Raw genomic sequence first — 25,712 nt, forward strand, 5'->3', positions numbered from 1 at the left:
GGGCTGATCATCGTCCTGCATGTGAGGGGTATGGCACGTCAGAGTTCTATCGGATTATCAAGAACTGAGTGCGCCTGAATCCACGGCGGCTTTCAGCTCCTTGGCGGCCTCTTTCGCTGCGATGGCCGCAGCGTCGACGGTTTTGAACCAGCGGTCTTTCTCTACCTGATGCGTTGTAACTGTGGTCAACGGCGGTTTGGCCCGCATGATGATGACCGCTTGAAACTCACCGTCTACTTCCCTGGCATCGCCATGGATAAAAAATTCGCCAATATCAAATTCCGTCACGTATAGGCTTCTCTTCAAGGTAACTGCACTGATGAAACCTGACCCGCACGGGGCAAACTCCAATGGACGGGTCAGTATGGCAGTTGTTGAAGGGCCGCTGTGCAGTAAAGTCAGCCAGGTGACGAAACGAGTGTGCCGTGCAGGCTATACAAATTGGCTTCCAGGGCTTTGGCCAGTGCACAGGCCTTGGTGTGATCGCTGCGAAAGCCTTTTATCCTGCCGCTGGTCACTTCCTGGATATGGAAAAAATTCCTTCCGGCCGGCACAACGCGATAAAGCACGGAATGGGAGTACCCATCGGGCGTAGGTAAGCAGTAGTATTGCGGTTCGTCCGGACATGATGAATGCGAGTGGAAGGACGTATCGTCGTGTTGACGTCGTAGCATGCTCAGCTCCTGTCGATCGACCTTGTTGATATAGCCGCCACGTTTCGGGTGGTTTGACTAGTGTTACTGTTTTAGTATTGTCGTTGGCGGCGCGCGCCTGGTTCCATGCCCAGGTGTTTTCTTTTGTGATGCGTGTCGGAAAACTGCGTTTTTAATCGGGTTATTCTCTGAAGTTGTTCGACCCGTATTCTCGGGTCGTTGAACCTGTGATTTGCTGTGTTGCCGGATGACCTCGCATAAGGGCCACCGCGCTTATCTGTACGGGTCTTATGGGTTTTCTTCAGGTTTTTAACGAGTCTGTGATCGTGCCGTAACGGCCGCTTTTTTGTGCTGCCCGCTCAAGCGGTCAGTGCTATTTCGATGTGGGGGCGTTTCCTTGGCAGTCAGTAATCTGGATATGCACGCGTTATTCGTGCTGGGTGATTTGCGCGCAAAGTTGGTCAAGCAGTTTCAATCTCGTTTTGTCTACGTCACCGAGCAGACACCGGAAGGTATCTACATCGCTGAGATCGATACCGAAGCGGCGTTGGTGGTGGACGACAAGCCGCGCCTGGAACTCAAGGTCGGCGACCATTTTCGCGCGGCGGTATTGCCCAGCCGCGAAGGTGGCAAGTTCGAACTGAAATTCCGCGATATCAAGTTGACCGTGTATGGCCTGGGCGACTATGCGTTTGTGTCATCGGCCGAGGGCGAGGGGATTGTGTTCAAGGAAGGCCACAGCGTCATGCTGGTATTTGCTGCCCACGAACAGCTGCAGGAAGGCCTGACCAAAACCCTCAAGGCCGTGACAGGCAAAGCCGCCAAGTGGCGCAAGGGCGAACTGGTGACGTTCAAGGCCAGTGAATAAATATCGCCACGGCGAACTTCTTTTATCTTCCGGAACCTCTACTACAGTTGAGTTGACTTAACTATTCAGAGGCTTCGCGCATAGCAGCAAAGCCGTCCGCTGATGGCTGCGATATCGCGAGGTGCGAGGGTATGAAAGGAATGCGAACACTGCTGGCTGCATCGTTGACGGCCCTGGGCCTGTCGCTGGCGTCAATGCCGGTATCGGCCGCCCAAGCGCCGGTGCACTTTGCCGACCTGAACTGGGAAAGCGGCAGCCTGATCACCGAGGTGCTGCGGTTCATTGTCGAGAAGGGCTACGACTTGCCCACCGACACCTTGCCCGGTACCACCATCACTCTGGAAACCGCCCTGGCCAAGAACGACATCCAGGTGATCGGTGAAGAGTGGGCGGGCCGCAGCCCCGTCTGGGTCAAGGCCGAGGCTGAAGGCAAGGTGGTGGGCCTGGGCGATACGGTCAAGGGCGCCACCGAGGGCTGGTGGGTGCCGGAATACGTGGTCAAGGGAGACCCGAGCAAAAACATCAAGCCCCTGGCCCCTGACCTGAAAAGCGTAAACGACCTGGCGCGCTACAAGGATGTGTTCCAGGACCCTGAGTCTCCCGGCAAAGGGCGCTTTCTTAACAGCCCCATCGGCTGGACCTCGGAAGTGGTCAACAAGCAAAAGCTCAAGGCGTACGGCCTGGACGACAGCTACGTGAACTTCCGCAGCGGCTCGGGGGCGGCACTGGATGCCGAGATTGCGTCGTCGATCCGCCGGGGCAAGCCGGTGCTGTTCTACTACTGGTCGCCCACGCCGTTGATGGGCCGCTATAAATTGATTCAGCTGCAAGAGCCGCCGTTCGACGCCGAGGCCTGGAAGACGCTGACGGATGCGGACAATCCCGATCCCAAGCCGACGCGCTCGCTGGCCTCGAAATTGAGCATCGGCGTGTCCACGCCGTTCCAGAAGGAGCATCCGCAGATCGCCGAGTTCTTTGAGAAGGTCGAGTTTCCCATCGAGCCGCTCAACAAAGCGTTGGCGGCGATGAGTGAGCATCACACAGCACCCAGGGACGTCGCCCAGGCGTTCCTCAAGGAGCATCCAGACGTGTGGAAAGCGTGGTTGACGGACGATGTAGCGCGCAAGGTCGAGGCAAGCCTCAAGTAGAGCGCGGGTCAACCGGGGCACATGAGAGAGCGGGCTGTCCCGGCGAGCCCGCTCCGCCGACGAAATACCTGCAGGAACCTTCAGGGCGACTATCCTCATTCGCACATTTCTATGAGGAGCCCGCCATGAGCTTCATCATCGCGCGCTGGATCGTCGCCATTTTCACCTGCATCAGCATGGTGCATCTGTACTGGGCTGCGGGCGGCAAACTCGGGAGCCTGGCCGCCATTCCTCAATTACCGGGCGAATTCGCCGGCGGGCCAAGGCCGGCTTTCAAGCCCTCGACGCTGGGTACATTCCTGGTGGCGATGGGATTGGTGGCGATTGCGCTGCTGGTCTGCCTGCGCGCCGGACTGTATTTTTCGCCGGTGTCCCATGGGGCGCTGCAATGGGGGATCAGTGCGATTGCTGTGGTGATGTTTGCCAGGGCGATCGGCGATTCGGAGCTGGTGGGGTTTTTCAAAAAGGTGGTGGGCTCAAGGTTCGCCAGGCTGGACACCTACTTTTATTCGCCGCTGTGTCTGGTGTTGGGCGCTGGCCTGTTGGTAGTGGCATGGGCCTGAGATAAGGCAATCTGATGGCCCCTCTGTAACAAAATTCTCGCCAGAATCACTTTTATTTTCAGGTGGTTAGGTGAGGAAGCTAATGCGCACTGTTGGAATCATGCTGATTGCCTGTTCCCTGGCCGGCGGCGCGGCAGCCGCGCAGGCTCGGGAGTTGCGCGAGGGCGACAAGTATATGTGCAGTTGGGGCGCAGGCACGGCTGCCAGGGCTCAGGAACTCAAGCTTTCGGGGGTGTCGCTGTACGCCGCGCGGCAAAAGATCCAGACCATCAAATTCAACAAATCGTGGATGCGCATGATGGCCATGGGTATTACCGAGCAGACCTATGACAGCCGCTCACGGCTCAAACCCGAGGCGATTCGCCAGAGTTTCTACCAGGATTGCGTGCGCTATAAAGTGGCGCGCAAGTAAGCGTTTTTCCTACCGTGCTGCCGAGTGGTTTACAAATCCACGACAAATGCTGTGTAAGTATTTGCATACAATCGCGTGCTTGATCAGGAGGCATGTATGCAAGTGCTTATTCGAGTGGCGACCGTCGAAGACCTCGACACGCTCATTAAAATTCGTACCTCGGTGGTGCAAAACCACTTGAGCGTTGAGCAGATGGCTGATCTGGGAATTACCCCGCAGGTACTGACCGACGCGCTGCGCGCAGCCCCGTGCGCATGGGTCGCGGAAGTGGACGGCCAGGCAGCGGCCTTTTCCATGGTTGATCTTGAGACCGGCGAGGTGTTCGCGATGTTCGTGTTGCCTTCCCACGAGAACCTGGGCCTGGGCCGGCGGTTGATGGCGGTGGCCGAGGCCGCGTTGTTTGTGCATCACGAGCGCGTGTACCTGGTCACTGATGGCCGCGATGAAGTCCGCGCTAACGGGTTTTATCAGCGTCTGGGGTGGCTGAGGGCCGGCCGTGTTGAGGGTGATGACGTTCGCTACGAAAAAAGCAGGGCGCATTGACTTAATGAGCGCCTAAGCCCCCCGATTAGCTAACAGCTTGCGCAACTTCGTGCTGGAGTGTTGGGCGCTGCAGCGCGCATGCAGGCGATTGAATAAACCGTTATTGAAAACTGTGAAAGTGGAATAACTAATAACCCTTTTTTATAAGTGGATTAAGTTAGAAGCCTGCTCCCTAACTTGCACCAAAAAGTGGCACAAATCTGCCTCTTTCCTTAAAAAACATGTGGTTATTGAATGACTTACGACGCTTCCATTCCGACGAAAGGAAGAAAATAATCTTGTGACGTGTTTTTGCAATCGCTAATATAGCCCTGCGTTCACCTCCCACGGTTTATGCATTTTTAAATCCCAAGTTTCCATCAGCTACTTGGGATTTTTTTTGCCTTGAATTTGACCCTGTGCACAGCAGTGGCAGCACGGCTCGCCCGTCAAGCCGTCGCGTCAGAGGCGGCGCAGGAAGGACTTGACGATGTGCCGTGTGGCGTCAGTGGTGTCCAATTCATCGAGAGCGTTGTAGGCGTACCACTGGCAGTCGACGATCTCGTTGCACGGCCGCGCCTCGTCGATGTTTACCACCGAGGCCTCAAACACATGGTGCAGGGTGTCGCGGGCCTTCAGCTCCTGCAGGTACAGCAAGCCGTCTACGTTCAACCCCGTCTCTTCTTCCAGCTCGCGCTCTGCCGCGCCTACTGGGCGTTCACCGCGTTCGACCTTACCGCCCGGCAACGCCCATTTCGATCTTGCCTTGCGCACAAAGAGGATATGCCCCTCGTGTTCGCATATGACCGTGGCCCGTATTTTCATCATCTATGCCCGTAACGAAATCGTTGTCATAAAAGTGTAATGCAATTGTCATGCTAAGTGGTTATGGCGCGCCAGGGTGCGTATGTGGATACTGCCCGATTGACATAAACGAACGAGGAGAGCAGATGAGCACCGTACGTTGGGGCATGATCGGCTGTGGCAGTGTCACTGAATTGAAGAGTGGACCCGCTTTCTACAAAGCGCCAGATTCTGCCCTGGTGGCCGTGATGGGGCGGCGCGAGGACGCCGTGCGCGATTATGCGACACGCCATGGCATTGCCCGCTTCTATACCGACGCCCAGGCCCTGATCGACGACCCCGAGGTGGACGCGGTGTACATCGCCACGCCACCCGACAGCCACCTCGAGTACAGCTTGATGGTGGCAGCGGCAGGCAAGCATTGCTGCGTCGAAAAGCCCATGTCGTTGAACGCCGAACAGAGCGCATTGATGCAACGCACCTTCGAGCGCGCCGGGCTGCACCTGTTCGTCTCTTACTATCGGCGCTCATTGCCACGCTTCCAGCAAGTGCGCAGCTGGTTGCAGGAAGGCCGTATCGGCGAGCTACGCCACCTGACCTGGACCCTGTGCAAGCCCGCGACACAGGCCGACACCAATCCCGCCAATTGGCGCACGGATCCGGCGATTGCCGGCGGCGGTTATTTTGCCGACCTGGCCAGCCATGGGTTCGACCTGTTCCAGTACCTGGCGGGAGACATCGTCGAAGTCTCGGGCTTCAGCGCGCGGCAAGCGGAGCGCTACGTGGCGGAAGATGCAGTGACCGCCTGCTGGACCTTTGCCAGCGGTGCGCTGGGCATGGGCTGCTGGAACTTCGTGGCAGACCGCCGCGAAGACCGGGTCGAGCTGATCGGCAGTCATGGACGCATCACGTTCTCGGTATTCGAAGACCTGCCGCTGCGTCTTGAAGGGGAGTCCGATGAGGTGCTGGAAGTGCCTTGTCATGCGCACATCCAATGGCATCACGTGCTTGCGATGAATGCCCATATCCGTGGGGAAGCCAAGCACCCTTCGCTGGCGATCGAGGCGCTGAAGACGGATCGAATCCTGGACAAGGTGCTACAACGTTACTCTCAACATCCCTAGCCGTCGCGATAGCGTGGTGACTCACTTTGTTTGAACGGATATCGCGATGAAATACTGGATGGTGGGGTGGCTGCTGATCATCACTGGCGCAACGGCAGCGCCGCGCAGCCAAGGGCTGCCGGGGGACTTTGATTTCTATGTATTGTCGCTGTCATGGTCGCCGACGTTTTGCCTGACACACCCGAACAATGAACAGTGTTCGGGCAAAGGCTACGGGTTTGTCCTGCATGGCTTGTGGCCGCAGTACGCGCGAGGCGGGTGGCCGGCCTCCTGTGCCCCTGACGTGCGATTGACCAACGAGGAGATGCGCAAGGGCGCGACGCTGTTTCCCACCCGTGCGCTGCTAAAGCATGAATGGGCCAAGCACGGCACCTGCAGCGGACTCGCGCCGCTGGATTACCTGGAGAAAACCGATACGGCACTGGGGGCGGTGGTCATTCCGCCACAACTGCAGCCGTTCAATACGCCGCCGTCATTAGCGGCCAGCGAGATCGAGGCGCTGTTTCGCGCCAGTAACCCACGCATGGGCAATCACGGGATGGCCGTCATCTGCAAAGGCAAAGTCCTGTCTGAAGTGCGGGTATGCCTGACCAAGGACCTGGCCTTCGCCGGTTGCCCACGCAGTGTGAAAAGCCAGTGCCGCAGCGGCGATATCCGGATCCCCGCGCAGCGCTGAGCCTGGATGCCTCGCGCAGCTTGAGGGGCATTTTGTTCAATACCGAGTTCGCTCCAGCCTATAGCGTGATGCCATCCCGTCTGGCATCACGAAAAGGAACCGCAATGAGCTTGATCATTTCCATGGCGGCGTTCGCCCTCGCCACTTCCATTACGCCAGGGCCGGTCAACGTGGTCGCCCTGAGCAGCGGCGCGCGCTTCGGGTTTGCCGCCAGCCAGAAGCACGTGTTCGGCGCTGCGCTCGGCTTCACGCTGCTGTTGATACTGATTGGCCTGGGCCTGCACGAGGTGCTGCTGCGCTGGCCGATCCTGACCCAGTTGATCCAGTGGGGCGGGGTGGCCTTTTTGCTGTACATGGCCTGGAAGCTCGCCGTGGATAATGGCCAGTTGCAGGCCGATGGCGCCGCCACGGCGCCATCGATGGTGTACGGCGCGATCATGCAGTGGCTCAACCCCAAGGCCTGGCTGGCCTGCGTGGCGGGGATGGGACTGTTTGCGGCGGACGGCGATGCCGGGCAAGTCTGGTTGTTCGCCGGCCTCTACCTGGTGATCTGCTACCTGTCGGTGGCGTGCTGGGCCTATGCCGGAACGTTTCTGCGGCGCTACCTGCACAATCCCCAGGGTGTCAGGGTATTCAACCGCTCGATGGCCGCGTTGCTGGTGGCCAGTGTGGGTTATTTGCTGATGGCTTGAGTATTTCGCGGTATTGCCCCGGCGTGGCGGCGAAGTGCTGTTTGAACGCTCGCTGGAAATGCGCCTGGTCGGCAAACCCTGCGGCCAGCGCCACATCGGCGATCAGCGCGCCATTGCGCAGTTGGGTGCGGGCGAACTGGATACGGCGATTGACCAGAAACGCATGGGGCGTCAGCCCGTAATACTGCTTGAAGGCGCGGATCAGATAAGACGGCGACAGTTCTGCCGCCTGGCAAATGTCCTCGAGCTTCAGGGCCTCGGTGCAGTGTTCACGGATGTAGTCAGCGGCCCGCTCCAACTTGTGATTGACCTCCCGTACCGGTGCGAGCGAAGGGTTCAGGCGCTGCTGCACCTCGCTGAAGTAGCTCACCAGCGCGCTCTGTTTGTGCAGCAGTTCGGCCCGCTCATCCACCAACAGGCGGTACAACGCCAGCAAGCCGTTGTACAGCGACGGGTCCCGCGTGTGGGGGGTGTTGAACGGGCGGTAACCCTGGTCGGTACTGAAGCCCAGTTGATGCTGCAGGTCGGTCAGCCAGGGCGTGTCGAGGTAGAGCATATGGTAGGACCAATGCTCGTTTTCGATGGGATTGCAGGCATGCACATCGCCGGGGTTCATCAACACCACGGTGCCGGCGCTGATCTGGTAGGTCTGCGCGCCATGGTGGTAATAGCTGCGCCCGCGGGTGATTGCTCCGATAGAAAAATGTTCATGGGCATGCCGCGTATACGTCACCTTGCGTCCGTCGGCGATGGTGCGCGCCTCAATGAACGGCAAGCGCTCATCGCGCCAGAAGCGCGGCGAGTGCGAAGGATGAGCGCGAGTGTTCAACGACATGGCGAGGGCTCCTACGTTAAGCGGGCACCAGAAAGGCTGCTTCCAGTAATTGCCGAGTATAGGGGTGTTGTGGGCTGGCGAAAATCGACCCAGCATCGCCTTGCTCCACTACCTGACCCTGCTTGACCACCATCAACTGGTGACTCAGCGCCTTGACCACCGCCAAGTCATGGCTGATGAACAGGTAGGTCAGGTTGTACTTGGCCTGCAAACCGCGCAGCAGTTCCACCACCTGGCGTTGCACCGTACGATCCAGCGCCGACGTCGGCTCATCCAGCAGGATCAGGCGCGGTTTGAGCACCAGGGCGCGGGCGATGGCGATGCGCTGACGCTGGCCGCCGGAAAATTCGTGGGGGTAGCGATGCCGCGACTCCGGGTCCAGGCCGACTTCCTTGAGGGCGGCAATAATCGCCGCCTCCTGCTCGGCGGGCGTGCCCATTTTGTGGATGCGCAAGCCCTCGCCGACGATCTCGCTGACGCACATGCGCGGGCTCAGGCTGCCGAAGGGGTCCTGGAACACCACCTGCATTTCGCGGCGCAACGGGCGTACCTGTTGCTGGGTGAGGCGGTCGAGTTGCTGGCCTTCGAAGCGAATGCCGCCCTGGCTTGCGATCAAGCGCAGGATCGCCAGGCCCAGGGTGGACTTGCCCGAGCCGCTTTCGCCGACGATGCCCAGGGTTTGCCCCTGGGGCAGGCTGAAGTTGATGCCGTCCACGGCCTTGACGTAATCGACGGTGTTGCGCAAAAAGCCTTTCTTGATCGGGAACCAGACTTTCAGGTCGTCCACTTCCAGCAGCGGTGGCCCGGCGGCGTTGGTGGCCGGCCCGCCGCTGGGTTCCGCCGCCAGCAATTCCTGGGTGTAAGGGTGTTGCGGCGCCTGGAACAGCGTCTCGCAAGCGGCCTGTTCGACGATGCAGCCCTGTTGCATCACGCACACCCGGTGCGCGATCCGGCGTACCAGGTTCAAGTCGTGGCTGATCAGCAATAACGCCATGCCCAGGCGCGCCTGCAGTTCCTTGAGCAGTTCCAGGATCTTCAATTGCACCGTCACATCGAGAGCCGTGGTCGGCTCATCGGCGATCAGCAGTTCCGGCTCGTTGGCCAATGCCATGGCAATCATCACCCGCTGGCGCTGGCCGCCGGAGAGTTCGTGGGGCAATGCCTTGAGGCGTTTGTGCGGCTCGGGGATGCCCACCAGCTCCAGCAGTTCCAGGGTGCGCTGGGTGGCGACTTTACCGGTGAGGCCCTTGTGCAGGCCGAGCACTTCGTTGATCTGTTTTTCGATGCTGTGCAGCGGGTTCAGCGAGGTCATCGGCTCCTGGAAGATCATCGCGATGCGGTTGCCGCGAATGTGCCGCAGGGTCTTTTCCTTGAGCGTCAGCAGGTCTTGCCCAGCGTAGGCGATGGTGCCGGACGGGTGCCGCGCCAAAGGGTAGGGCAGCAGGCGCAGGATCGAGTGGGCCGTCACCGACTTGCCGGAACCGCTTTCGCCGACCAGGGCCAGGGTTTCGCCGCGCTTGATGTCGAAGCTGACGTTATTGACCACGCGATGGTGATGCTCGCCAGTGACGAACTCGACGCTGAGGTCGCGGATTTCGATCAGATTGTCCTGATTCATCTCATTTCCTCGGGTCGAAGGCGTCGCGAGCGGACTCGCCGATAAACACCAGCAGGCTCAACATGATTGCCAGCACGGCAAACGCGCTCATGCCCAGCCACGGCGCCTGCAGGTTGGATTTGCCCTGAGCCACCAGTTCACCCAGTGACGGCGAGCCGGCCGGCAGGCCGAAGCCCAGGAAGTCCAGGGCGGTGAGGGTGCCGATGGCGCCGGTGAGAATGAACGGCATGAAGGTCATGGTCGAGACCATCGCATTGGGCAGGATATGGCGGAACATGATCGCGCCGTTCTGCATGCCCAGTGCACGGGCCGCGCGCACGTACTCCAGGTTGCGCCCGCGCAGGAATTCGGCACGCACCACGTCCACCAGGCTCATCCACGAGAACAGCAGCATGATGCCCAGCAGCCACCAGAAATTGGGCTGCACGAAGCTGGCGAGGATGATCAGCAGGTACAGCACCGGCAACCCGGACCAGATCTCCAGGAAACGTTGCCCGGCCAGGTCCACCCAACCGCCGTAGAAACCCTGCAGGGCGCCAGCGATCACGCCGATGATCGAGCTGAGCACGGTCAGCGTCAGCGCAAACAGCACCGACACGCGAAAACCGTAGATGACCCGCGCCAGTACATCGCGGCCCTGGTCATCGGTGCCCAGCAGGTTGACGCTGGACGGCGGCGCCGGGGCCGGCACTTTCAGGTCGTAGTTGATGCTCTGGTAGCTGAACGGGATCGGTGCCCATAAGGTCCAGGCGTCCTTGGCCTTGAGCAATTCCTGGATATACGGGCTCTTGTAGTTGGCTTCCAGGGGGAACTCGCCGCCGAAGGTGGTCTCCGGGTAGCGCTTGAGCGCCGGGAAGTACCAGTCGCCGTCGAAGTGCACGGCCAGCGGTTTGTCGTTGGCGATCAACTCGGCGCCCAGGCTCAGCCCGAACAGGATCAGGAACAGCCACAGCGACCACCAGCCACGCTTGTTCGCCTTGAACCGCTCGAACCGGCGGCGATTGAGGGGGGACAGGTTCATCTCAATGCTCCCGGCTGGCGAAGTCGATACGCGGATCGACCAGGGTGTAGGTGAGGTCGCCGATCAATTTCACGATCAGCCCCAGCAAGGTGAAGATAAACAGCGTGCCGAACACCACCGGATAGTCGCGGTTGATCGCCGCTTCAAAGCTCATCAGGCCGAGGCCGTCGAGGGAAAAGATCACTTCCACCAGCAAGGAACCGGTAAAGAAGATGCCGATGAAGGCCGAGGGGAAACCGGCGATCACCAGCAGCATTGCGTTGCGGAATACATGGCCGTAGAGCACGCGATGGTTGGTCAGGCCCTTGGCCTTGGCGGTGACCACGTACTGTTTGTTGATCTCGTCGAGAAAGCTGTTCTTGGTCAGCAGGGTCATGGTGGCGAAGTTGCCGATCACCAGGGCGGTCACGGGCAGGGCCAGGTGCCAGAAGTAATCGAGCACCTTGGCGCCCCAGCTCAATTCGTCGAAGTTGTTGGACGTGAGCCCGCGCAACGGGAACCAGTCCAGGTAGCTGCCGCCGGCAAACACCACGATCAACAGAATGGCGAACAGGAACGCCGGGATCGCATAGCCGACGATGATCGCCGAACTGGTCCATACATCGAAAGGGCTGCCGTGGCGCGTGGCCTTGGCGATGCCCAGGGGGATCGACACCAGGTACATGATCAGGGTGCTCCATAACCCCAGGGAAATGGACACCGGCATCTTTTCCTTGATCAGGTCGATGACCTTGGCGTCACGGAAAAAACTGTCGCCGAAATCCAGCCGGGCATAGTTCTTGACCATTATCCACAGGCGTTCCGGCGCCGACTTGTCGAAGCCGTACATTTTCTCGATTTCCTTGATCAGCGCCGGGTCCAGCCCCTGAGCGCCGCGATAGCTGGAACCGGCCACCGCGACTTCGGCGCCGCCACCGGCGATGCGGCTGGTGGCGCCGTCAAAGCCTTCGAGCTTGGCGATCATCTGTTCCACCGGCCCGCCGGGGGCGGCCTGGATGATCACGAAGTTGATCAGCAGAATGCCGAACAGCGTGGGGATGATCAGCAACAGGCGACGGACAATATAGGCCAGCATTCAATCGCCCCCGCTCGCCGCTTCGGCGCTTTGTGTGGTGTCCAGGGGGATCGCCGGTTTGACGTCGGGTTTGGCCCACCAGGTGGCGGTGCCGACGTCATAGCGCGGCGAGACTTGCGGATGGCCCAGATGGTCCCAATACGCCACACGGAAGGTCTTGATGTGCCAGTTGGGGATTACGTAGTAACCAAACTGCAGCACGCGGTCCAGCGCCCTGGCGTGGGCGATCAGGCTTTTGCGCGAGTCGGCGTCGATCAACTGCTCGACCAACTGGTCGACGGCCGGGTCTTTCAGGCCCATGTAATTGCGGCTGCCGGGTTTGTCGGCGCTGGACGACTTCCAGAACTCACGCTGCTCATTACCTGGGGAGGTGGATTGCGGAAAGCTGCCCACCAGCATGTCGAAATCCCGCGAGCGCAGGCGGTTGATGAACTGCGACACGTCAACCCGGCGAATCACCAGGTCGATGCCCAGGTCGGCCAGGTTGCGCTTGAACGGCAGCAGAATGCGCTCGAATTCGGTCTGGGCCAGCAGGAATTCAATGGTGACCGGTTTGCCGGTGGTGTCGACCATCTTGTCTTCGACGATCTTCCAGCCGGCCTCTTGCAACAGCTGATACGCCTCGCGCTGCTGCGCACGGATCATGCCGCTACCGTCGGTTTTGGAAGGCTCGAAGGACTGGGTGAAGACTTCGGCAGGGATCTTGTCGCGCAGGGGCTCGAGAATCGCGAGCTCATCCGGGCCGGGTAAACCGGTGGCGGCCATTTCCGAGTTTTCGAAGTAACTGCGCGTGCGGGTATAGGCGCCATTGAACAACTGTTTGTTGCTCCATTCGAAATCCAGCAACAGGCTGATGGCCTTGCGCACCCGGACATCCTGAAACATCGGTTTGCGCGTATTGAACACGAAACCCTGCATACCGGTGGGGTTACCGTTGGGGATTTCTTCCTTGATCAAGCGGCCCTCGGCTACCGCCGGAATGTTGTAGGCGTTGGCCCAGTTTTTCGCGCTGAACTCCAGCCAATAATCGAACTGCCCGGCCTTCAGGGCTTCCAGGGACACGGTGCTGTCACGGTAATAATCGGTGATGCGGTTATCGAAATTGTAGAAACCCTTGGCGACCGGCAGGTCCTTGGCCCAATAGTCCTTGAACCGCTCGTAGCGAATCATGCGCCCGGCCTTGACCTCAGCCACCTTGTACGGGCCACTGCCCAGCGGTATTTCCAGGTTGCCCTTGGAAAAATCCCGGCTGGCCCACCAATGTTTGGGCAGTACCGGCAATTGCCCGAGGATCAGTGGCAGCTCACGGTTGTTGGTGCGCTTGAATTTGAACAGCACCCGCAATGGGTCCTCGGCGACCACTTCATCCACGTCGGCGTAGTAAGTGCGGTAGAGCGGGGTGCCATCCTTGATCAGGGTCTGGAAGGTGAACACCACGTCTTCGGCGCGGATCGGGTGGCCATCATGGAAGCGCGCCTCGGGGCGCAGGTAAAAGCGCACCCAACTGTTGTCCGGCGCCTTTTCGATCTTGCCGGCCACCAGGCCGTATTCGGTGATGGGCTCGTCCAGGCTCTGCATGGCCAGCGTGTCGTAGATCAACGGCAGATTGTCTGCGGGCACGCCTTTGCTGATGTAGGGGTTGAGGCTGTCAAAGCCGCCCATGGCCGACTCGCGGAAGGTGCCGCCCTTGGGGGCGTCGGGGTTCACATAGTCAAAATGCTTGAAATCGGCGGGGTACTTGGGCGGCTCGTTATACAGCGTCAACGCATGTTGCGGGGCGGCCTGGGCCGCGCTGCACAGCAACAGGCTGGCGAATAGAGTACTGCGCAAAGACATCATTGGGCTTTCTCCGAAGCTTTCAGCCACCATGCGCTCAAGCCCAGGCTGTAGGGCGGCGTGGTGACAAAGGCGAACCGGTTGCGGTACGCCAGGCGATGATAGTTGAGGTACCAATTGGGAATGCTGTAGTGCTGCCACAGCAGCACCCGGTCCAGGGCGCGGCCGGCGGCCAGTTGTTCTTCGCGGGTCTGGGCCGCGAGCAGTTGTTCCAACAGGTGGTCGACCACGGGGTTGGCGATGCCGGCGTAATTCTTGCTGCCCTTGATGGCAGCCTGGCTGGAATGGAAGTACTGCCACTGTTCCAGCCCTGGGCTGAGGGTCTGGTTGAGGGTGACCAGGATCATGTCGAAGTCGAACTGGTCGAGGCGCTGCTTGTACTGCGCACGGTCAACGGTGCGCAGGTGCGCGTCGATGCCGATACTGATCAGGTTCTCGACATAGGGCTGCAGGATGCGCTCCAGGTTCGGGTTGACCAGCAGGATTTCCAGGCGAAGCGGTTGCCCATCCTGGTTCAACAGGCGTTGGCCGGACAGCTTCCAGCCGGCCTCGCCGAGCAGGCCCAGGGCGCGGCGCAGGGTGTCGCGGGGGATGCCACGACCGTCGGTCTGCGGCAGGCTGAAGGCCTGGGTAAACAGCTTGGCAGGCAGTTGGTCGCGGTAGGGCGAGAGCATCAGCCACTCGTGACCGACCGGGACGCCGGTGGCGGAAAATTCGCTGTTGGGGTAGTAACTCAAGGCGCGTTTGTAGGCATTGCTGAACAGGGTGCGGTTGGTCCATTCGAAGTCGAACATCAACCCCAGGGCTTCGCGCACCTGGGTCTGGCTGAAGGCCGGGCGCCGGGTGTTGATGAACAGGCCCTGGCTCTGGGTGGGGATGCGGTGGGCGATCTGTGCCTTGATAACCTCGCCGCGGTTCACCGCCGGGAAGTGGTAGCCGGTGTCCCAGTTCTTGGCCTGGTGTTCGATATAAATGTCGAATTCGCCCGCCTTGAAGGCTTCAAAGGCGACGTCGCTGTCGCGGTAGAACTCCACCTCGACCTTGTTGTAGTTATACAAACCCTGGTTGACCGGCAGGTTCTTGCCCCAGTAGTCCTTGACCCGTTCGAACACCAGCTGGCGGCCGGGGGTGACCTTGCTGATGCGGTACGGCCCGCTGCCCAGTGGCGGCTCGAAGGTGGTGGCCTTGAAATCGCGGTTCTTCCAGTAATGCTGGGGTAGCACGGGCAACTCGCCCAAACGCAGGATCAGCAGCGGATTGCCGGCGCGCTTGAATACAAAACGAATGCGATGGCGATTGAGAATGTCGACCCGCGCCACTTCCTGCAGGTTGGTGCGGTATTGCGGGTGGCCTTCGGTCAACAGGGTTCGGTAGGAAAACGCCACGTCATCGGCAGTAATCGGTGCCCCGTCGTGAAAACGCGCTTCGTGGCGCAGGTTGAACACGACCCAGCTGCGGTCCTCACTGTATTCCACCGATTGGGCAATCAGGCCGTAGCTGGACGTCGGCTCATCGCCGGAAGGGGCGTACTGGCCGGTGCCGACCATCAGCGGTTCGTTCAGCTCATTGACGCCGTACTGCAGGAAATTGCCGGTGGAAACCGGGCTGGTGCCCTTGAAGGTATAAGGGTTGAGGGTGTCGAACGTGCCAAAGGCCATCACCCGCAGTGTCCCGCCTTTCGGCGCTGCAGGGTTTACCCAATCGTAATGGGTGAATTTGGCCGGGTACTTGAGTGTGCCGAACTGCGCGTAACCGTGGCTCTCGGTAATCGTCGCGTTCGCAGCAAAGCTCAAGGCCAGACTTATTAGTAGAAGGAGGGAACGCTTCAAGTCAGAGATCCGATCCGGGCGGCTTGGGCTTTATGATCGGTACAGTAACAGCTTGTTCCGGATGGAAAAAGGCTGCTGAGAGCAGTGAAGATCCAATGTGGGAGGGGGCTTGCCCCCGATAGCTTTGTGCCAGTCAGTACATAGGCTAACTGACCCACCGCTATCGGGAGCAAGCCCCCTCCCACAATTAGCTCTTCAGCGTTCTTGAGGTATCAGCGCGGCCCGGAAACCACCAGCATCTGCCCAGGCTTCAGCGCCTGGCCGGTACGTGGGTTCCAACGCTTGAGATGTTGCATCTCGACGTTGAAGCGCTTGGCGACCATGTACAGCGAGTCGCCTTTCTTGACCTTGTACTGCACCGGTTTGGTCGCGGCGGCTTTACGCGTGTCCTGCATCACCAGGGTCTGGCCGACCTTGAGCGCCTGGCCGTTGAGCTTGTTCCAGCGCTGCAGGTCATGCACATCGACCTTGTTGGCCTTGGCGATCAGCGTGAGGTTATCGCCAGTGCGCACCTTGTAGCTGCGGGTACGCCCGGCCACCGCCTTGGTCTCGACTTCGTCGAACACCGGCTTTTTCGGGCGCATGCTCAACAATTCTTCCGGCTTCATCGTCGACAGGGTGCTGGTGAGCAGTTGCGCCTTGGAGGTGGGCACCAGCAAATGCTGGGGGCCGTCCAGGGTGGTGCGTTGTTTCAGGGCCGGGTTGAGCTGGAACAGCTCGTCTTCATCGATTTCCGCCAGCGCGGCGACCCGGGACAGGTCCATGCTTTGCTTGACTTCAACCACTTCGAAATACGGTGTGTTGGCAATCGGGTTGAGGTTGACGCCATACGCCTCGGGGGCCAGCACCACCTGGGACAACGCCAGGAATTTGGGCACGTAGTCCTTGGTTTCCTGGGGCAGCGGCAGGTTCCAGTAGTCCGTCGGCAGGCCGAGCTTCTCGTTGCGCTCGATGGCCCGGCTCACGGTGCCTTCACCGGCATTGTAGGCCGCCAGGGCCAGCAGCCAGTCGCCGTTGAACATGTCATGCAGACGCGTCAGGTAGTCCAGGGCGGCGGTGGTGGAGGCGGTGATGTCGCGGCGGCCGTCGTAGGCGCGGGTCTGGCGCAGGTTGAAGTAGCGCCCGGTGGACGGAATGAACTGCCACAAGCCGACCGCATCGCTGCGCGAATAGGCCATCGGGTTGTAGGCACTTTCAATCACCGGCAGCAGCGCCAGCTCCAGGGGCATATTGCGTTCTTCAAGGCGCTCGACGATGTAATGAATGTAGAGGCTGCCGCGTTCGCCGGCGTTCTCCAGGAAGGACGGGTTGCTGGCGAACCACAGGCGTTGTTGCTCGATGCGCGGGTTGACCCCTACGCCGTCCTGCAATTGAAAGCCCCGACGCATGCGTTCCCAGACATCCTGGGGCACTTCGGGGCTGGGCTTCTCTGAGAGCCAAATAGGTTTTTGCTTGATCTTGGCAGCAAGATTGGGTTTGGGTTGCACGGTGGATTGTGCAGCGTAATGAGTCGATTGGCAGCCCGCCAGAGTTGCGGAAACGGCCACCGCCACGGCTTGAGCCAGGCGGGTCAATGCGTCTGAAGAAATGGATTTACGAATAGATGACGACATTGGCTGGAAGTAAGTTCCGGGCAAAAATGTCGGGCGATTCTAGAAAGCGCTTCGGTTCCGGTCAACCATTCAGAAATTACGTATCAGATTGCGTCCGCTTAGAACTTATCTTTCCAAGCCCTCAAGCTAGCAAACACCTCGGCCCCAGAGCGGTTGTCGCGTCCGTTCCGTTCGTCCGCTTTTTGTTTAACGGATGTTTCAGAGGTGCGTAGAAAAGGGTTAGTGCGTTTTTCCAGGGCCAGGTTGGACGGCAGCGTCATCTCGCCACGGGCGCGCAATTGAGCGACTTCTGCCACTCGTTCAGCGATGTCGGCATTATCCGGTTCCACGGCTTGGGCAAACTTGAGGTTACTTTGTGTGTATTCGTGGGTGCAGTACACCAGGGTGTCGGCAGGCAGGGCTGCCAGGCGTTCCAGGGACGCGTACATCTGTTGCGGTGTGCCTTCGAACAGGCGACCGCAACCGCCGGCAAACAGGGTGTCGCCACACAGCAGCACGCCTTGATGGTAGTAGGCGATGTGGCCGAGGGTGTGGCCGGGCACGGCGTACACGGCGAAGTCCCAGCCGAGCACGGTGATGCGGTCGTTGTCCTGCAAGTCGACGTCCCGAGCCGGGATGTTTTCGTTCGCAGGGCCGTAGACGTTGGCGCCGGTGAGCTTTTTGAGTTGCTCGACACCGCCGACATGATCATGGTGATGGTGAGTGACCAGGATGTCGCTGAGTACCCAGGCCGGGTTCTGCTCAAGCCAGGCGATTACCGGCGCGGCATCACCGGGGTCGACCACGGCGCAACGGTGGGTTTGCTCATCCTGTAACAACCAGATGTAGTTATCGGTGAAGGCGGGCAGGGCACTGATCTGTATCATTCTTCGATTCGCCAAGCTGAACACATTGGTGCATCTTAGAACGTCTAGGCGAGTTGGAGAATGCAATGACTGATAAAGCGTTCGCCCAGGCCGATCCTGAGTGGCTGGCCCTGATCGGTGCAGCCCGCGAATGGTTGTCCGGGCCGCTTGGGCAATTTCTGCTGGATGAAGAGCGGCGCATGCTCGACGACGAGCTGGGTCGGTTCTTTGGTGGCTACCTGGTGCATTACGGCCCGTCGGCCGAAACGCCGCCGTGCGCACCGCAGGTACAACGCAATGTACGCCTGGGGGCGCCGTTGCCGGGTGTGGAAATCGTCTGCGAGGAGCAGGCCTGGCCGCTGAGCGAACACGCCGCCGATGTGGTGGTGTTGCAGCACGGCCTGGATTTTTGCCTGTCTCCCCACGGCTTGTTGCGCGAAGCCGCCAGCAGCGTGCGTCCCGGTGGCCATTTGCTGATTGTCGGCATCAACCCCTGGAGCAGTTGGGGCCTGCGCCACGCGTTTGCCCAGGACGGCCTGCGCCAGGCGCGCTGCATCGCGCCTTCTCGGGTGGGCGACTGGCTGAACCTGCTGGGCTTCGCGCTGGAGAAACGCCGCTTCGGGTGCTATCGTCCGCCGCTTGCGTCCGCCAAATGGCAGGGGCGCCTCGCCGGCTGGGAACGCCGCGCAGGTGCCTGGCAACTGTCGGGTGGGGGCTTCTATTTATTAGTGGCGCGCAAGATCGCGGTCGGGCTGCGGCCGGTGCAGCAAGTGCGCCGCGAACCGCTCGCCAAGCTGGTGCCGATGCCCCTGGCCAAGGTCAACCGCGAACAGCGCGAACCGTAAAACCTCTTTTGATTCAGGCTCAATAACCGATGACCGATAGCGTAGAACTCTTCACCGATGGCGCCTGCAAGGGCAACCCCGGCCCCGGCGGCTGGGGCGCATTGCTGGTGTGCAAGGGCGTGGAGAAGGAGTTGTGGGGCGGCGAAGCCAACACCACCAACAACCGCATGGAGCTGATGGGCGCCATTCGCGGTCTGGAAGAGCTCAAGCGGCGCTGCAACGTCCTGCTGGTGACCGATTCGCAATATGTGATGAAGGGCATCAACGAGTGGATGGTCAACTGGAAGAAGCGCGGCTGGAAAACGGCGTCCAAGGAACCGGTCAAGAATGCCGACCTGTGGCAATTGCTCGATGAGCAATGCAACCGGCATGACATCACCTGGAAATGGGTGCGTGGGCATATCGGTCATCCCGGCAATGAACGGGCTGACCAGCTCGCCAACAGGGGCGTGGATGAAGTGCGCGGCTACAAGCAGAGCTGAAGCCGGCTGACGTGTTAACATCGCGCCCTTTGACTCACCCCACACCGTTGAGAGCTGAACCCTGATGGCCATCCGATCCGTTGTACTCGATACCGAAACCACCGGCATGCCGGTGACCGATGGTCACCGGATCATCGAAATCGGCTGTGTCGAACTGATGGGCCGCCGTCTGACCGGTCGTCACTTTCACGTCTACCTGCAACCGGACCGCGACAGTGACGAAGGCGCGATCGGCGTCCACGGCATCACCGACGAGTTCCTCAAGGGCAAGCCGCGCTTTGCCGAAGTGGCCGATGAGTTTTTCGAGTTCATCAACGGCGCCCAACTGATCATTCATAACGCGGCGTTCGACGTCGGCTTCATCAATAATGAATTTTCCCTGATGGGGCAGATGGATCGAGCGGATATTTCCCAGCACTGCTCGATCCTCGACACCTTGATGATGGCCCGCGAGCGTCACCCGGGCCAACGCAACAGCCTCGATGCCTTGTGCAAACGTTACGGCGTGGACAACTCCGGCCGAGAACTGCACGGCGCCTTGCTCGACTCCGAGATTCTGGCTGAGGTCTACCTGGCCATGACCGGTGGGCAGACCAGCCTGTCGCTGGCCGGTAATGCCTCCGATGGCAACGGTTCGGCAGAAGGCTCGGGCAATCGTCCCTCGGAGATTCGTCGCCTGCCGGCTGATCGCAGGCCTACGGCTATCATCCGTGCCAGCGAGCAGGACCTGGCCGAGCATGCCGCGCGATTGGACGCGATCGCCAAGGCAGCCGGTGCGCCGGCGTTGTGGACTCAATTGACCCAACAATGATCCTGGTTTGATGCAGTAAAAAATGTGGGAGAGGGCAAGCCCTAATGCCGGTCAGTTAAGAAGTAGCAGGAGCGAGAACTAACTTGTGGCGAGGGAGCTTGCTCCCGCTGGGGCGCGAAGCGGCCCCAAACAATGGGACTGCTGCGCAGTCCAGCGGGAGCAAGCTCCCTCGCCACAGGTTCGGTGTCGCCTTAACTGGCTGGCATTAGGGCTTGCCCCCTCCCACAGGGTGCTCATGACATGGGCGTCAGACTTTGAACTGGCGCAAGAGCCCGTCAAGCTGCTCACTCAAGCCGCGCAATTGCGCGCTCGCCACGCTCGACTGTTCAGCCGCCAGCGCGGTGCTGTGGGACAAGCCGGCCGCCTGGGTGACGTTCTGGTTGATGTCTTCCACCACATGGGCCTGTTGCAGGGTGGCACTGGCAATCGAGGCGTTCAGGCCGTTGAGATTATGCAGCGCCTGGCCGATGGCACCGAGGCTTGCACCGGCCAGGCCGGCTTGTTCGATGGTCAGTTGCGAGGCGCTGTGGCTGTCGCTGATGACCTTGACCGCCGCTTCCGAATGGCCCTGCAGCCGCTCGATCATCGCCTGGATCTCAGCCGTGGATTTCTGCGTGCGCTGGGCCAGCAACCGTACCTCATCGGCCACCACGGCAAACCCACGACCCTGCTCGCCGGCGCGTGCGGCCTCGATGGCGGCATTGAGGGCGAGCAAATTGGTTTGGTCGGCAATTGAACGAATCACTTCCAGCACGCCGCCGATCTGGGTGCTCTCGCTGGACAGGGTGCGGATAACCTCCACGGCCTGGCTGATGGTGGTGGAGAGCTGGTCGATCTGCTGCAAACTGCCGTCGATGTTGACCTGGCCTTGTTGCGCCTGGGCTTGGGCGTCGCGCATTTCGCTGGCAGCGTGCTCGGCGTTCTTGGCCACGTCCTGCACGCCGTAGGTGACTTCATTGATCGCGGTGGCCACCAGTTCCATCTGTTGCGACTGCTGCTGGCTGCGGTCGTGGGCCTGGCTGGCGTTGTGGCCCAACTCGGTGGACGACTCGCCCAGGGCGTTGGCGCACACCTGCAATTGGCCGACCACCTGGCGCAATTTGGCGGTGAAGGTATTGAAGTGCTGGGACAGCTGGGTGACCTCGTCGCGCCCGTGGGTATCGAGGCTGCGGGTCAGGTCGCTTTCACCGCTGGCGATGTTGCCCATGGCATTCACCGCCGCCTGCAACGGTTGCAGGATGCTGCGCGCGATCAACAGCACCAGCAGGGCCATGATCAGCGCGATGCCCAGGCCGATGGCAGAGGCTTTCCACACCTGGACGGTGAACTCGGCCTGCACGTCGTCCACGTAGACGCCCGAGCCGATAATCCAGCCCCAGGGTGCGAACAACTGGATGTAGGAGGTTTTCTGCACCGGCGCATCGGCCCCCGGTTTCGGCCAGCGGTAATTGACGATGCCGGCGCCCTTGGCCTTGGCCAGGCTCACGAACTCGTTGAACACCGCAAACCCGTCCGGATCGCGGATCGCCGAGAGGTTCTGGCCGTCCAGCTTGGGATTGGCCGCGTGCATGATCATCACGGGGGTGAGATCGTTGATCCAGAAGTAATCGTCGTGGTCGTAACGCAGGCCGCGCACTGCGCTCAGGGCTTGCTGCTGCGCGGCTTCGCGGGTGAGCACCCCGGTTTTTTCCAGGTTCTGGTAGTAGCCCAACACGCCGCTGGCGGTTTGCACCACGTGCTGGGTCTGTTGACGCTTGGCCTGGTAGAGGTCGTCATGGATCTGTTTGAGCATCAACGCGCCCAAGGTCAGCAGCATCAGCACGGCGACTACCAGGATCAGCCAGAGGCGTCGGCTGATCGACATATTGCGCAAACTGTTCATCGTCCTGTCACTCCGTGCCTTTTATAATTGTGGGTGTTGCATCGACTTTTTCGGCTTGTCTGATAGGCTTTCGGCCCGTAATCGAAAAACCTGAGTACTGCCTGATTTTTCACGGAATTTTTGCAGTCCGGCATTGAGAATCGATGCCGGGCGCTGCAGCGCGCTCGTTGTCAGTGAACTTAAAAAACATAAGAGGCATGCCAGGCGCGTGACCTTTGGAGAAAGCATGGATTTTTGGACTGCCATACAGGCATTGATTCTTGGCGTGGTCGAGGGGCTGACGGAGTTCCTGCCGATCTCCAGCACCGGCCACCAGATCATCGTCGCCGACCTGATCAACTTCGGCGGCGAGCGTTTCGAGGCATTCAATATCATTATCCAGCTGGGCGCGATCCTGGCCGTGGTCTGGGAGTTTCGCCGCAAGATCCTCGATGTGGTCATCGGCTTGCCCACTCAGCGCAACGCCCAGCGCTTCACCGTGAACCTGATCATCGCCGTGTTGCCGGCGGTGGTGCTGGGGGTGATTTTCGCTGACCTGATCAAGCATTACCTGTTCAACCCGATCACCGTAGCCACGGCCCTGGTGGTGGGCGGCGTGGTCATGTTGTGGGCTGAACGTCGCCAACATGCCGTTCATGCCGAAACCGTGGACGACATCACCTGGAAAGACGCGCTCAAGGTCGGCATCGCCCAGTGCCTGGCCATGATCCCAGGCACTTCGCGCTCCGGTGCGACGATTATCGGCGGCCTGCTGTTCGGCCTGTCGCGCAAGACCGCCACCGAGTTTTCATTCTTCCTGGCCATGCCGACCATGGTCGGTGCAGCGTTGTACTCGGGCTACAAATACCGCGACCTGTTCCAGCCGGCGGACCTGCCGGTGTTCGCCATCGGCTTTGTCACCTCGTTCATCTTCGCGATGATCGCGGTCAAGGGCCTGCTCAAGTTTATTGCCAACCACAGCTATGCGGCCTTTGCCTGGTACCGGATCGCGTTCGGCCTGGTGATCCTGGCGACCTGGCAATTCGGCTGGATCGACTGGACCGCCGTCAAGCCATGAACATTCAGCATCCGCGCCTGAAGGCGTTGGTCCTGCTAGTGCTGTGCGCCGCGCCGCTGCTGGGTGCGGCGCTGCTGTGGCAGCGCGGCGAGACGGTCATCCCACTGGCGGCCTACGGGGTGGTCAGCGTGGTGGCGTTCTTTCTGTACTGGAGTGACAAGCGCAAGGCCCAGACCGAGGGCCGGCGCATCCCGGAAAACATCCTGCACGCCGTCGAGTTGGCGGGCGGTTGGCCGGGAGCGTTGATCGCCCAGCAGGTGTTCCGGCACAAGACGCGCAAGGTGTCTTACCAGGTGCTGTTCTGGGTGATCGTGCTGCTGCACCAGGTGTTCTGGCTGGACCAGCTGTTTCTCGGCGGCACGCTGCTGTCGATCCTATAGCAACAACCCCACCTGCGTGCGCTTGGGCAACTTGCTCACCACCAATTGGTGGGAGCGCCGCAACAAGCCGCGCAGTTCCTCGGACGCCAGCGGGTAGGGCGTGTTCATGATGATCCATTGCGCGCGTGCCAGGTACGGCGCCGGGTGGATGCCGGGGCGGTCGACGTGGCCGAGGAACAGTTCCTTGTCGACCTTGAACGCCAGCGAGTCGCCGCGCAGGTTCTGCAGCGCGAACATCTTGTTGCCGGCAATCGAGAACACCCGTACGCCGCCCCATTTGTAGTCCTCGCGTGCGCCCGGCAGGCTCAGGCAGAATTGCGCGACTTGCGCTTCGGTCATGCTCATAGCAGGCGATCTCCACAGCCTTTGAAACCTTCTTCCAGGTAGTCGATCCAGGCGCGAATGGCCGGCAGCACGCCGCGCCGGTGCGGGTACACGGCTTGCAGCCAGCCGCCGGGTAACGACCATTGCGGCAGCAGCTGCACCAGTCGGCCGCTGGCCAGTTCCTCTTCGCAATACATCATCGGCAGCACCGTGAAGCCCACGCCCATGAGGGCGCTGGTCTTGCGTACGATAAAGTCTTCGATGCCCAGGCGCGCCTCCATGACCAGCTCGTGAGCGTTGCCCTGGGGGTCGATGATGCGCTGGTGCACCATGCGGTCCGCCTCGAGTGCGCCCATTATCGGTAATTGCCTGAGGTCGTCCAGGCTGTCGACCTGCCGATCACGCAGCAGTGCCGGGCTGGCCACCAGCACTGTGTGTGCCTGGCGCAGGCGTTTGGTGACCAGCAACGGGTCTTCGTCGCCCAGTTCGCGCACGCGCAAGGCTACGTCGATCCCTTCGCCCACCAGGTCGACGCGGCGGTTGACCAGGGTCATGTCCAGTTGCACCAGCGGGTGGGCGGCGAGAAAGCCGGCCACCAGTTCCGGCAGGATCTGTTGGGCCAGGCCGACCGGGCAAGTGACCCGCAGACGCCCACGGGGCTCGGTGGACATGCTGGCCACGGCCTCATCGGCCATCTCCGCTTCCAGCAACATCGCCTGGCAGTGGCGCAGGTAGCGCTCGCCGACGGCGGTCAGGGTCAGTTGCCGGGTGGTGCGTTGCAGCAGGCGCGCGCCCAGGCGTTCCTCCAGCTCGGCAATGCGCCGCGACAGGCGCGATTTGGGAATTCCCAGCAGGCGGCCGGCGGCGGCGAAACCGCCGGCTTCGACGACTTTGGCGAAATAGTAGAGGTCGTTGAGGTCTTGCATGGTCAGCCTATTGTCCTGTCAGTGGGACAATCTATCGCATTCCAGATGGCTTATCGACTATTGGTTGGATGCGTAGCATCAACACCATCTGATCGCCCCTGTCGATCCCACCCTCGGAGATCCACCATGAAACTGTTGCATATCGATTCCAGCATCCTCGGCGACAACTCCGCTTCCCGTCAGCTCAGCGCCGGCGTGGTCAAGGCATGGCAGGCCGCCGAGCCGGGCGTGGAAGTGACTTACCGTGACCTCGCCAGCGAAGGCATCAACCATTTTTCCGGCGCCACCCTGGGTGCGTTGGGCACCGCTGCTGAACTGCGCGATGCTGCGCAAAAGCATGAGGCGCAACTGAGCGCATCGTCGCTGGCTGAATTTCTCGCCGCCGATGCCGTGGTGGTGGGCGCACCGATGTACAACTTCACCATCCCGACCCAGCTCAAAGCCTGGATCGACCGCATCGCGGTCGCCGGCCAGACCTTCCGCTACACCGAGGCCGGCCCTGAAGGCCTGTGCGGCAACAAGAAAGTCATCATCGTCTCCACCGCCGGCGGCCTGCATGCCGGCCAGGCGTCCGGTGCCGCCCATGAAGGCTACTTGAAGTTGCTGTTCGGCTTTCTCGGCATCACTGATATCGAAATCGTACGTGCTGAAGGCCTGGCCTACGGCGACGAAGTGCGCAGCAAAGCCTTGAGCGACGCCAACGTGCTGATCAGCGAGCACTTGTTCGCCGCTGCGTAAGGCTTGTGTAAATGTTCGTCGCGGCCGGTTTCAATCTGAAGCCGGGCGTCTAAACTCTGTATTCTGTTCGCCTGAGCGCGAGCGGGGTACGGAGTTTTTGCATTTATGGCCCAGGTTATGCACGCTTGGGTTC

The 25,712-nt window shown here is 60.6% G+C and carries 28 protein-coding genes and 1 pseudogene; 15 read left to right on the plus strand and 14 right to left on the minus strand.

Annotation, left to right across the window (positions count from 1 at the left end; genetic code table 11):
- Window positions 1-57: 57 nt before the first annotated feature.
- Both C4J85_RS12480 and C4J85_RS12485 read right to left on the minus strand, forming a co-directional pair.
- Entirely contained in the window at window positions 58-288 is a 231-nt protein-coding gene (locus tag C4J85_RS12480; RefSeq protein ID WP_124366909.1) for a hypothetical protein, read from the minus strand.
- Between the two features lie 110 nt (window positions 289-398).
- Window positions 399-674 (minus strand): hypothetical protein, encoded by a 276-nt coding sequence (locus tag C4J85_RS12485; RefSeq protein WP_124362710.1) that lies wholly within the window; start codon window positions 672-674, stop codon window positions 399-401.
- Window positions 675-1,050: 376 nt separating this feature from the next.
- Here C4J85_RS12485 and C4J85_RS12490 point away from each other — a divergent pair, with 376 nt between their 5' ends.
- The 5 genes from C4J85_RS12490 to C4J85_RS12510 all read left to right on the plus strand — a co-directional run bounded on the left by C4J85_RS12490 (window position 1,051) and on the right by C4J85_RS12510 (window position 4,187).
- Entirely contained in the window at window positions 1,051-1,521 is a 471-nt protein-coding gene (locus C4J85_RS12490; RefSeq protein ID WP_057725140.1) for a hypothetical protein, read from the plus strand.
- Window positions 1,522-1,652: 131 nt separating this feature from the next.
- Entirely contained in the window at window positions 1,653-2,669 is a 1,017-nt protein-coding gene (locus C4J85_RS12495) for an ABC transporter substrate-binding protein (protein ID WP_124366910.1), read from the plus strand.
- 125 nt (window positions 2,670-2,794) lie between these two features.
- Window positions 2,795-3,232: a DUF3995 domain-containing protein gene (locus C4J85_RS12500; RefSeq protein WP_124366911.1), complete on the plus strand. Its 438-nt coding sequence runs from the start codon at window positions 2,795-2,797 to the stop codon at window positions 3,230-3,232.
- An 82-nt stretch (window positions 3,233-3,314) separates the two neighbouring features.
- The gene (locus C4J85_RS12505) at window positions 3,315-3,644 is read left to right on the plus strand and encodes a hypothetical protein (protein ID WP_124362714.1); all 330 of its coding nucleotides are present in this window, start codon (window positions 3,315-3,317) and stop codon (window positions 3,642-3,644) included.
- A 96-nt stretch (window positions 3,645-3,740) separates the two neighbouring features.
- On the plus strand, window positions 3,741-4,187 hold the full coding sequence (locus tag C4J85_RS12510) for a GNAT family N-acetyltransferase (RefSeq protein WP_124409753.1): 447 nt from the start codon (window positions 3,741-3,743) through the stop codon (window positions 4,185-4,187).
- Between the two features lie 441 nt (window positions 4,188-4,628).
- Here C4J85_RS12510 and C4J85_RS12515 read toward each other — a convergent pair whose 3' ends face one another.
- The gene (locus C4J85_RS12515) at window positions 4,629-4,991 is read right to left on the minus strand and encodes an NUDIX hydrolase (RefSeq protein ID WP_124365144.1); all 363 of its coding nucleotides are present in this window, start codon (window positions 4,989-4,991) and stop codon (window positions 4,629-4,631) included.
- Window positions 4,992-5,116: 125 nt separating this feature from the next.
- Here C4J85_RS12515 and C4J85_RS12520 point away from each other — a divergent pair, with 125 nt between their 5' ends.
- The 3 genes from C4J85_RS12520 to C4J85_RS12530 all read left to right on the plus strand — a co-directional run bounded on the left by C4J85_RS12520 (window position 5,117) and on the right by C4J85_RS12530 (window position 7,462).
- Window positions 5,117-6,094 (plus strand): Gfo/Idh/MocA family protein, encoded by a 978-nt coding sequence (locus tag C4J85_RS12520; RefSeq protein WP_124409754.1) that lies wholly within the window; start codon window positions 5,117-5,119, stop codon window positions 6,092-6,094.
- Between the two features lie 46 nt (window positions 6,095-6,140).
- Window positions 6,141-6,770: a ribonuclease T2 gene (locus C4J85_RS12525; protein ID WP_124409755.1), complete on the plus strand. Its 630-nt coding sequence runs from the start codon at window positions 6,141-6,143 to the stop codon at window positions 6,768-6,770.
- A 104-nt stretch (window positions 6,771-6,874) separates the two neighbouring features.
- A complete protein-coding gene (locus C4J85_RS12530; protein ID WP_124366916.1) occupies window positions 6,875-7,462 on the plus strand; it encodes a LysE family translocator in 588 nt (195 codons plus the stop codon).
- On the opposite strand, the gene C4J85_RS12535 is transcribed toward C4J85_RS12530, so the two are convergent.
- The 8 genes from C4J85_RS12535 to gloB all read right to left on the minus strand — a co-directional run bounded on the left by C4J85_RS12535 (window position 7,404) and on the right by gloB (window position 18,155).
- Entirely contained in the window at window positions 7,404-8,297 is an 894-nt protein-coding gene (locus tag C4J85_RS12535; RefSeq protein ID WP_124409756.1) for an AraC family transcriptional regulator, read from the minus strand. The genes C4J85_RS12530 and C4J85_RS12535 overlap by 59 nt on opposite strands.
- A 16-nt stretch (window positions 8,298-8,313) precedes the next feature.
- Window positions 8,314-9,915, minus strand: a complete 1,602-nt coding sequence (locus tag C4J85_RS12540) for an ABC transporter ATP-binding protein (protein ID WP_124409757.1) — start codon at window positions 9,913-9,915, stop codon at window positions 8,314-8,316.
- A 1-nt stretch (window position 9,916) separates the two neighbouring features.
- A complete protein-coding gene (locus tag C4J85_RS12545; protein ID WP_124362721.1) occupies window positions 9,917-10,936 on the minus strand; it encodes an ABC transporter permease in 1,020 nt (339 codons plus the stop codon).
- A gap of 1 nt (window position 10,937) precedes the next feature.
- Complete coding sequence (locus tag C4J85_RS12550) at window positions 10,938-12,011, minus strand: microcin C ABC transporter permease YejB (protein WP_124409758.1); 1,074 nt, start codon at window positions 12,009-12,011, stop codon at window positions 10,938-10,940.
- A complete protein-coding gene (locus C4J85_RS12555) occupies window positions 12,012-13,850 on the minus strand; it encodes an extracellular solute-binding protein (RefSeq protein ID WP_124409759.1) in 1,839 nt (612 codons plus the stop codon). It abuts the gene before it with no gap.
- Window positions 13,847-15,676, minus strand: a complete 1,830-nt coding sequence (locus C4J85_RS12560) for an extracellular solute-binding protein (RefSeq protein WP_124409760.1) — start codon at window positions 15,674-15,676, stop codon at window positions 13,847-13,849. Before C4J85_RS12560 ends, C4J85_RS12555 begins: the two co-directional genes overlap by 4 nt.
- A 212-nt stretch (window positions 15,677-15,888) precedes the next feature.
- A complete protein-coding gene (locus C4J85_RS12565) occupies window positions 15,889-17,289 on the minus strand; it encodes a transglycosylase SLT domain-containing protein (protein WP_124362725.1) in 1,401 nt (466 codons plus the stop codon).
- A 98-nt stretch (window positions 17,290-17,387) separates the two neighbouring features.
- Window positions 17,388-18,155, minus strand: coding sequence for a hydroxyacylglutathione hydrolase (gene gloB, locus C4J85_RS12570; RefSeq protein WP_124409761.1), 768 nt, complete (start codon window positions 18,153-18,155; stop codon window positions 17,388-17,390).
- A gap of 65 nt (window positions 18,156-18,220) precedes the next feature.
- Between gloB and C4J85_RS12575 the strand changes: the two genes are divergently transcribed.
- The 4 genes and pseudogenes from C4J85_RS12575 to C4J85_RS27970 form a co-directional block, all read left to right on the plus strand.
- Window positions 18,221-18,979: a class I SAM-dependent methyltransferase gene (locus C4J85_RS12575; protein ID WP_124362727.1), complete on the plus strand. Its 759-nt coding sequence runs from the start codon at window positions 18,221-18,223 to the stop codon at window positions 18,977-18,979.
- A 29-nt stretch (window positions 18,980-19,008) separates the two neighbouring features.
- Window positions 19,009-19,461, plus strand: a complete 453-nt coding sequence (rnhA, locus tag C4J85_RS12580) for a ribonuclease HI (protein WP_057725161.1) — start codon at window positions 19,009-19,011, stop codon at window positions 19,459-19,461.
- Between the two features lie 70 nt (window positions 19,462-19,531).
- Window positions 19,532-20,272, plus strand: a complete 741-nt coding sequence (gene dnaQ, locus C4J85_RS12585; protein WP_164485286.1) for a DNA polymerase III subunit epsilon — start codon at window positions 19,532-19,534, stop codon at window positions 20,270-20,272.
- 83 nt (window positions 20,273-20,355) lie between these two features.
- A pseudogene (locus tag C4J85_RS27970) lies at window positions 20,356-20,451 on the plus strand (N-acetyltransferase); the annotation flags it as partial.
- Between the two features lie 68 nt (window positions 20,452-20,519).
- On the opposite strand, the gene C4J85_RS12590 reads toward C4J85_RS27970, so the two are convergent.
- On the minus strand, window positions 20,520-22,154 hold the full coding sequence (locus C4J85_RS12590; RefSeq protein WP_124409762.1) for a methyl-accepting chemotaxis protein: 1,635 nt from the start codon (window positions 22,152-22,154) through the stop codon (window positions 20,520-20,522).
- A 226-nt stretch (window positions 22,155-22,380) separates the two neighbouring features.
- Here C4J85_RS12590 and C4J85_RS12595 point away from each other — a divergent pair, with 226 nt between their 5' ends.
- Window positions 22,381-23,211 (plus strand): undecaprenyl-diphosphate phosphatase, encoded by an 831-nt coding sequence (locus C4J85_RS12595; RefSeq protein WP_124409763.1) that lies wholly within the window; start codon window positions 22,381-22,383, stop codon window positions 23,209-23,211.
- Window positions 23,208-23,591 carry a DUF1294 domain-containing protein gene (locus C4J85_RS12600; protein ID WP_124409764.1) on the plus strand — a complete coding sequence of 128 codons (384 nt, stop codon included), beginning with the start codon at window positions 23,208-23,210 and terminating at the stop codon, window positions 23,589-23,591. Before C4J85_RS12595 ends, C4J85_RS12600 begins: the two co-directional genes overlap by 4 nt.
- Here C4J85_RS12600 and C4J85_RS12605 read toward each other — a convergent pair.
- Together C4J85_RS12605 and C4J85_RS12610 are read right to left on the minus strand one after the other, a co-directional pair.
- Window positions 23,586-23,936, minus strand: a complete 351-nt coding sequence (locus C4J85_RS12605) for an MmcQ/YjbR family DNA-binding protein (RefSeq protein ID WP_124409765.1) — start codon at window positions 23,934-23,936, stop codon at window positions 23,586-23,588. The two genes, C4J85_RS12600 and C4J85_RS12605, sit on opposite strands and share 6 nt — an antisense overlap.
- Complete coding sequence (locus C4J85_RS12610; protein ID WP_124362733.1) at window positions 23,933-24,841, minus strand: LysR substrate-binding domain-containing protein; 909 nt, start codon at window positions 24,839-24,841, stop codon at window positions 23,933-23,935. The genes C4J85_RS12605 and C4J85_RS12610 overlap by 4 nt, the downstream gene beginning before the upstream one ends.
- A gap of 126 nt (window positions 24,842-24,967) precedes the next feature.
- Between C4J85_RS12610 and C4J85_RS12615 the strand changes: the two genes are divergently transcribed.
- Window positions 24,968-25,579 (plus strand): FMN-dependent NADH-azoreductase, encoded by a 612-nt coding sequence (locus tag C4J85_RS12615; RefSeq protein ID WP_124407114.1) that lies wholly within the window; start codon window positions 24,968-24,970, stop codon window positions 25,577-25,579.
- Window positions 25,580-25,712: the final 133 nt, after the last annotated feature.

Origin of the sequence: Pseudomonas sp. R4-34-07, from assembly GCF_003852375.1 — a bacterium.
Taxonomy (GTDB): Bacteria; Pseudomonadota; Gammaproteobacteria; order Pseudomonadales; family Pseudomonadaceae; genus Aquipseudomonas.

What these genes read in the sequence shown, in the direction of transcription:
- C4J85_RS12485 (WP_124362710.1), bottom strand. Translation starts at nt 674, where the DNA reads ATGCTACGACGTCAACACGACGATACGTCCTTCCACTCGCATTCATCA.
- C4J85_RS12495 (WP_124366910.1), top strand. Translation starts at nt 1,653, where the DNA reads ATGAAAGGAATGCGAACACTGCTGGCTGCATCGTTGACGGCCCTGGGC.
- C4J85_RS12500 (WP_124366911.1), top strand. Translation starts at nt 2,795, where the DNA reads ATGAGCTTCATCATCGCGCGCTGGATCGTCGCCATTTTCACCTGCATC.
- C4J85_RS12505 (WP_124362714.1), top strand. Translation starts at nt 3,315, where the DNA reads ATGCGCACTGTTGGAATCATGCTGATTGCCTGTTCCCTGGCCGGCGGC.
- C4J85_RS12510 (WP_124409753.1), top strand. Translation starts at nt 3,741, where the DNA reads ATGCAAGTGCTTATTCGAGTGGCGACCGTCGAAGACCTCGACACGCTC.
- C4J85_RS12515 (WP_124365144.1), bottom strand. Translation starts at nt 4,991, where the DNA reads ATGAAAATACGGGCCACGGTCATATGCGAACACGAGGGGCATATCCTC.
- C4J85_RS12520 (WP_124409754.1), top strand. Translation starts at nt 5,117, where the DNA reads ATGAGCACCGTACGTTGGGGCATGATCGGCTGTGGCAGTGTCACTGAA.
- C4J85_RS12525 (WP_124409755.1), top strand. Translation starts at nt 6,141, where the DNA reads ATGAAATACTGGATGGTGGGGTGGCTGCTGATCATCACTGGCGCAACG.
- C4J85_RS12530 (WP_124366916.1), top strand. Translation starts at nt 6,875, where the DNA reads ATGAGCTTGATCATTTCCATGGCGGCGTTCGCCCTCGCCACTTCCATT.
- C4J85_RS12535 (WP_124409756.1), bottom strand. Translation starts at nt 8,297, where the DNA reads ATGTCGTTGAACACTCGCGCTCATCCTTCGCACTCGCCGCGCTTCTGG.
- C4J85_RS12540 (WP_124409757.1), bottom strand. Translation starts at nt 9,915, where the DNA reads ATGAATCAGGACAATCTGATCGAAATCCGCGACCTCAGCGTCGAGTTC.
- C4J85_RS12545 (WP_124362721.1), bottom strand. Translation starts at nt 10,936, where the DNA reads ATGAACCTGTCCCCCCTCAATCGCCGCCGGTTCGAGCGGTTCAAGGCG.
- C4J85_RS12550 (WP_124409758.1), bottom strand. Translation starts at nt 12,011, where the DNA reads ATGCTGGCCTATATTGTCCGTCGCCTGTTGCTGATCATCCCCACGCTG.
- C4J85_RS12555 (WP_124409759.1), bottom strand. Translation starts at nt 13,850, where the DNA reads ATGATGTCTTTGCGCAGTACTCTATTCGCCAGCCTGTTGCTGTGCAGC.
- C4J85_RS12565 (WP_124362725.1), bottom strand. Translation starts at nt 17,289, where the DNA reads ATGTCGTCATCTATTCGTAAATCCATTTCTTCAGACGCATTGACCCGC.
- gloB (WP_124409761.1), bottom strand. Translation starts at nt 18,155, where the DNA reads ATGATACAGATCAGTGCCCTGCCCGCCTTCACCGATAACTACATCTGG.
- C4J85_RS12575 (WP_124362727.1), top strand. Translation starts at nt 18,221, where the DNA reads ATGACTGATAAAGCGTTCGCCCAGGCCGATCCTGAGTGGCTGGCCCTG.
- rnhA (WP_057725161.1), top strand. Translation starts at nt 19,009, where the DNA reads ATGACCGATAGCGTAGAACTCTTCACCGATGGCGCCTGCAAGGGCAAC.
- C4J85_RS12590 (WP_124409762.1), bottom strand. Translation starts at nt 22,154, where the DNA reads ATGAACAGTTTGCGCAATATGTCGATCAGCCGACGCCTCTGGCTGATC.
- C4J85_RS12595 (WP_124409763.1), top strand. Translation starts at nt 22,381, where the DNA reads ATGGATTTTTGGACTGCCATACAGGCATTGATTCTTGGCGTGGTCGAG.
- C4J85_RS12600 (WP_124409764.1), top strand. Translation starts at nt 23,208, where the DNA reads ATGAACATTCAGCATCCGCGCCTGAAGGCGTTGGTCCTGCTAGTGCTG.
- C4J85_RS12605 (WP_124409765.1), bottom strand. Translation starts at nt 23,936, where the DNA reads ATGAGCATGACCGAAGCGCAAGTCGCGCAATTCTGCCTGAGCCTGCCG.
- C4J85_RS12610 (WP_124362733.1), bottom strand. Translation starts at nt 24,841, where the DNA reads ATGCAAGACCTCAACGACCTCTACTATTTCGCCAAAGTCGTCGAAGCC.
- C4J85_RS12615 (WP_124407114.1), top strand. Translation starts at nt 24,968, where the DNA reads ATGAAACTGTTGCATATCGATTCCAGCATCCTCGGCGACAACTCCGCT.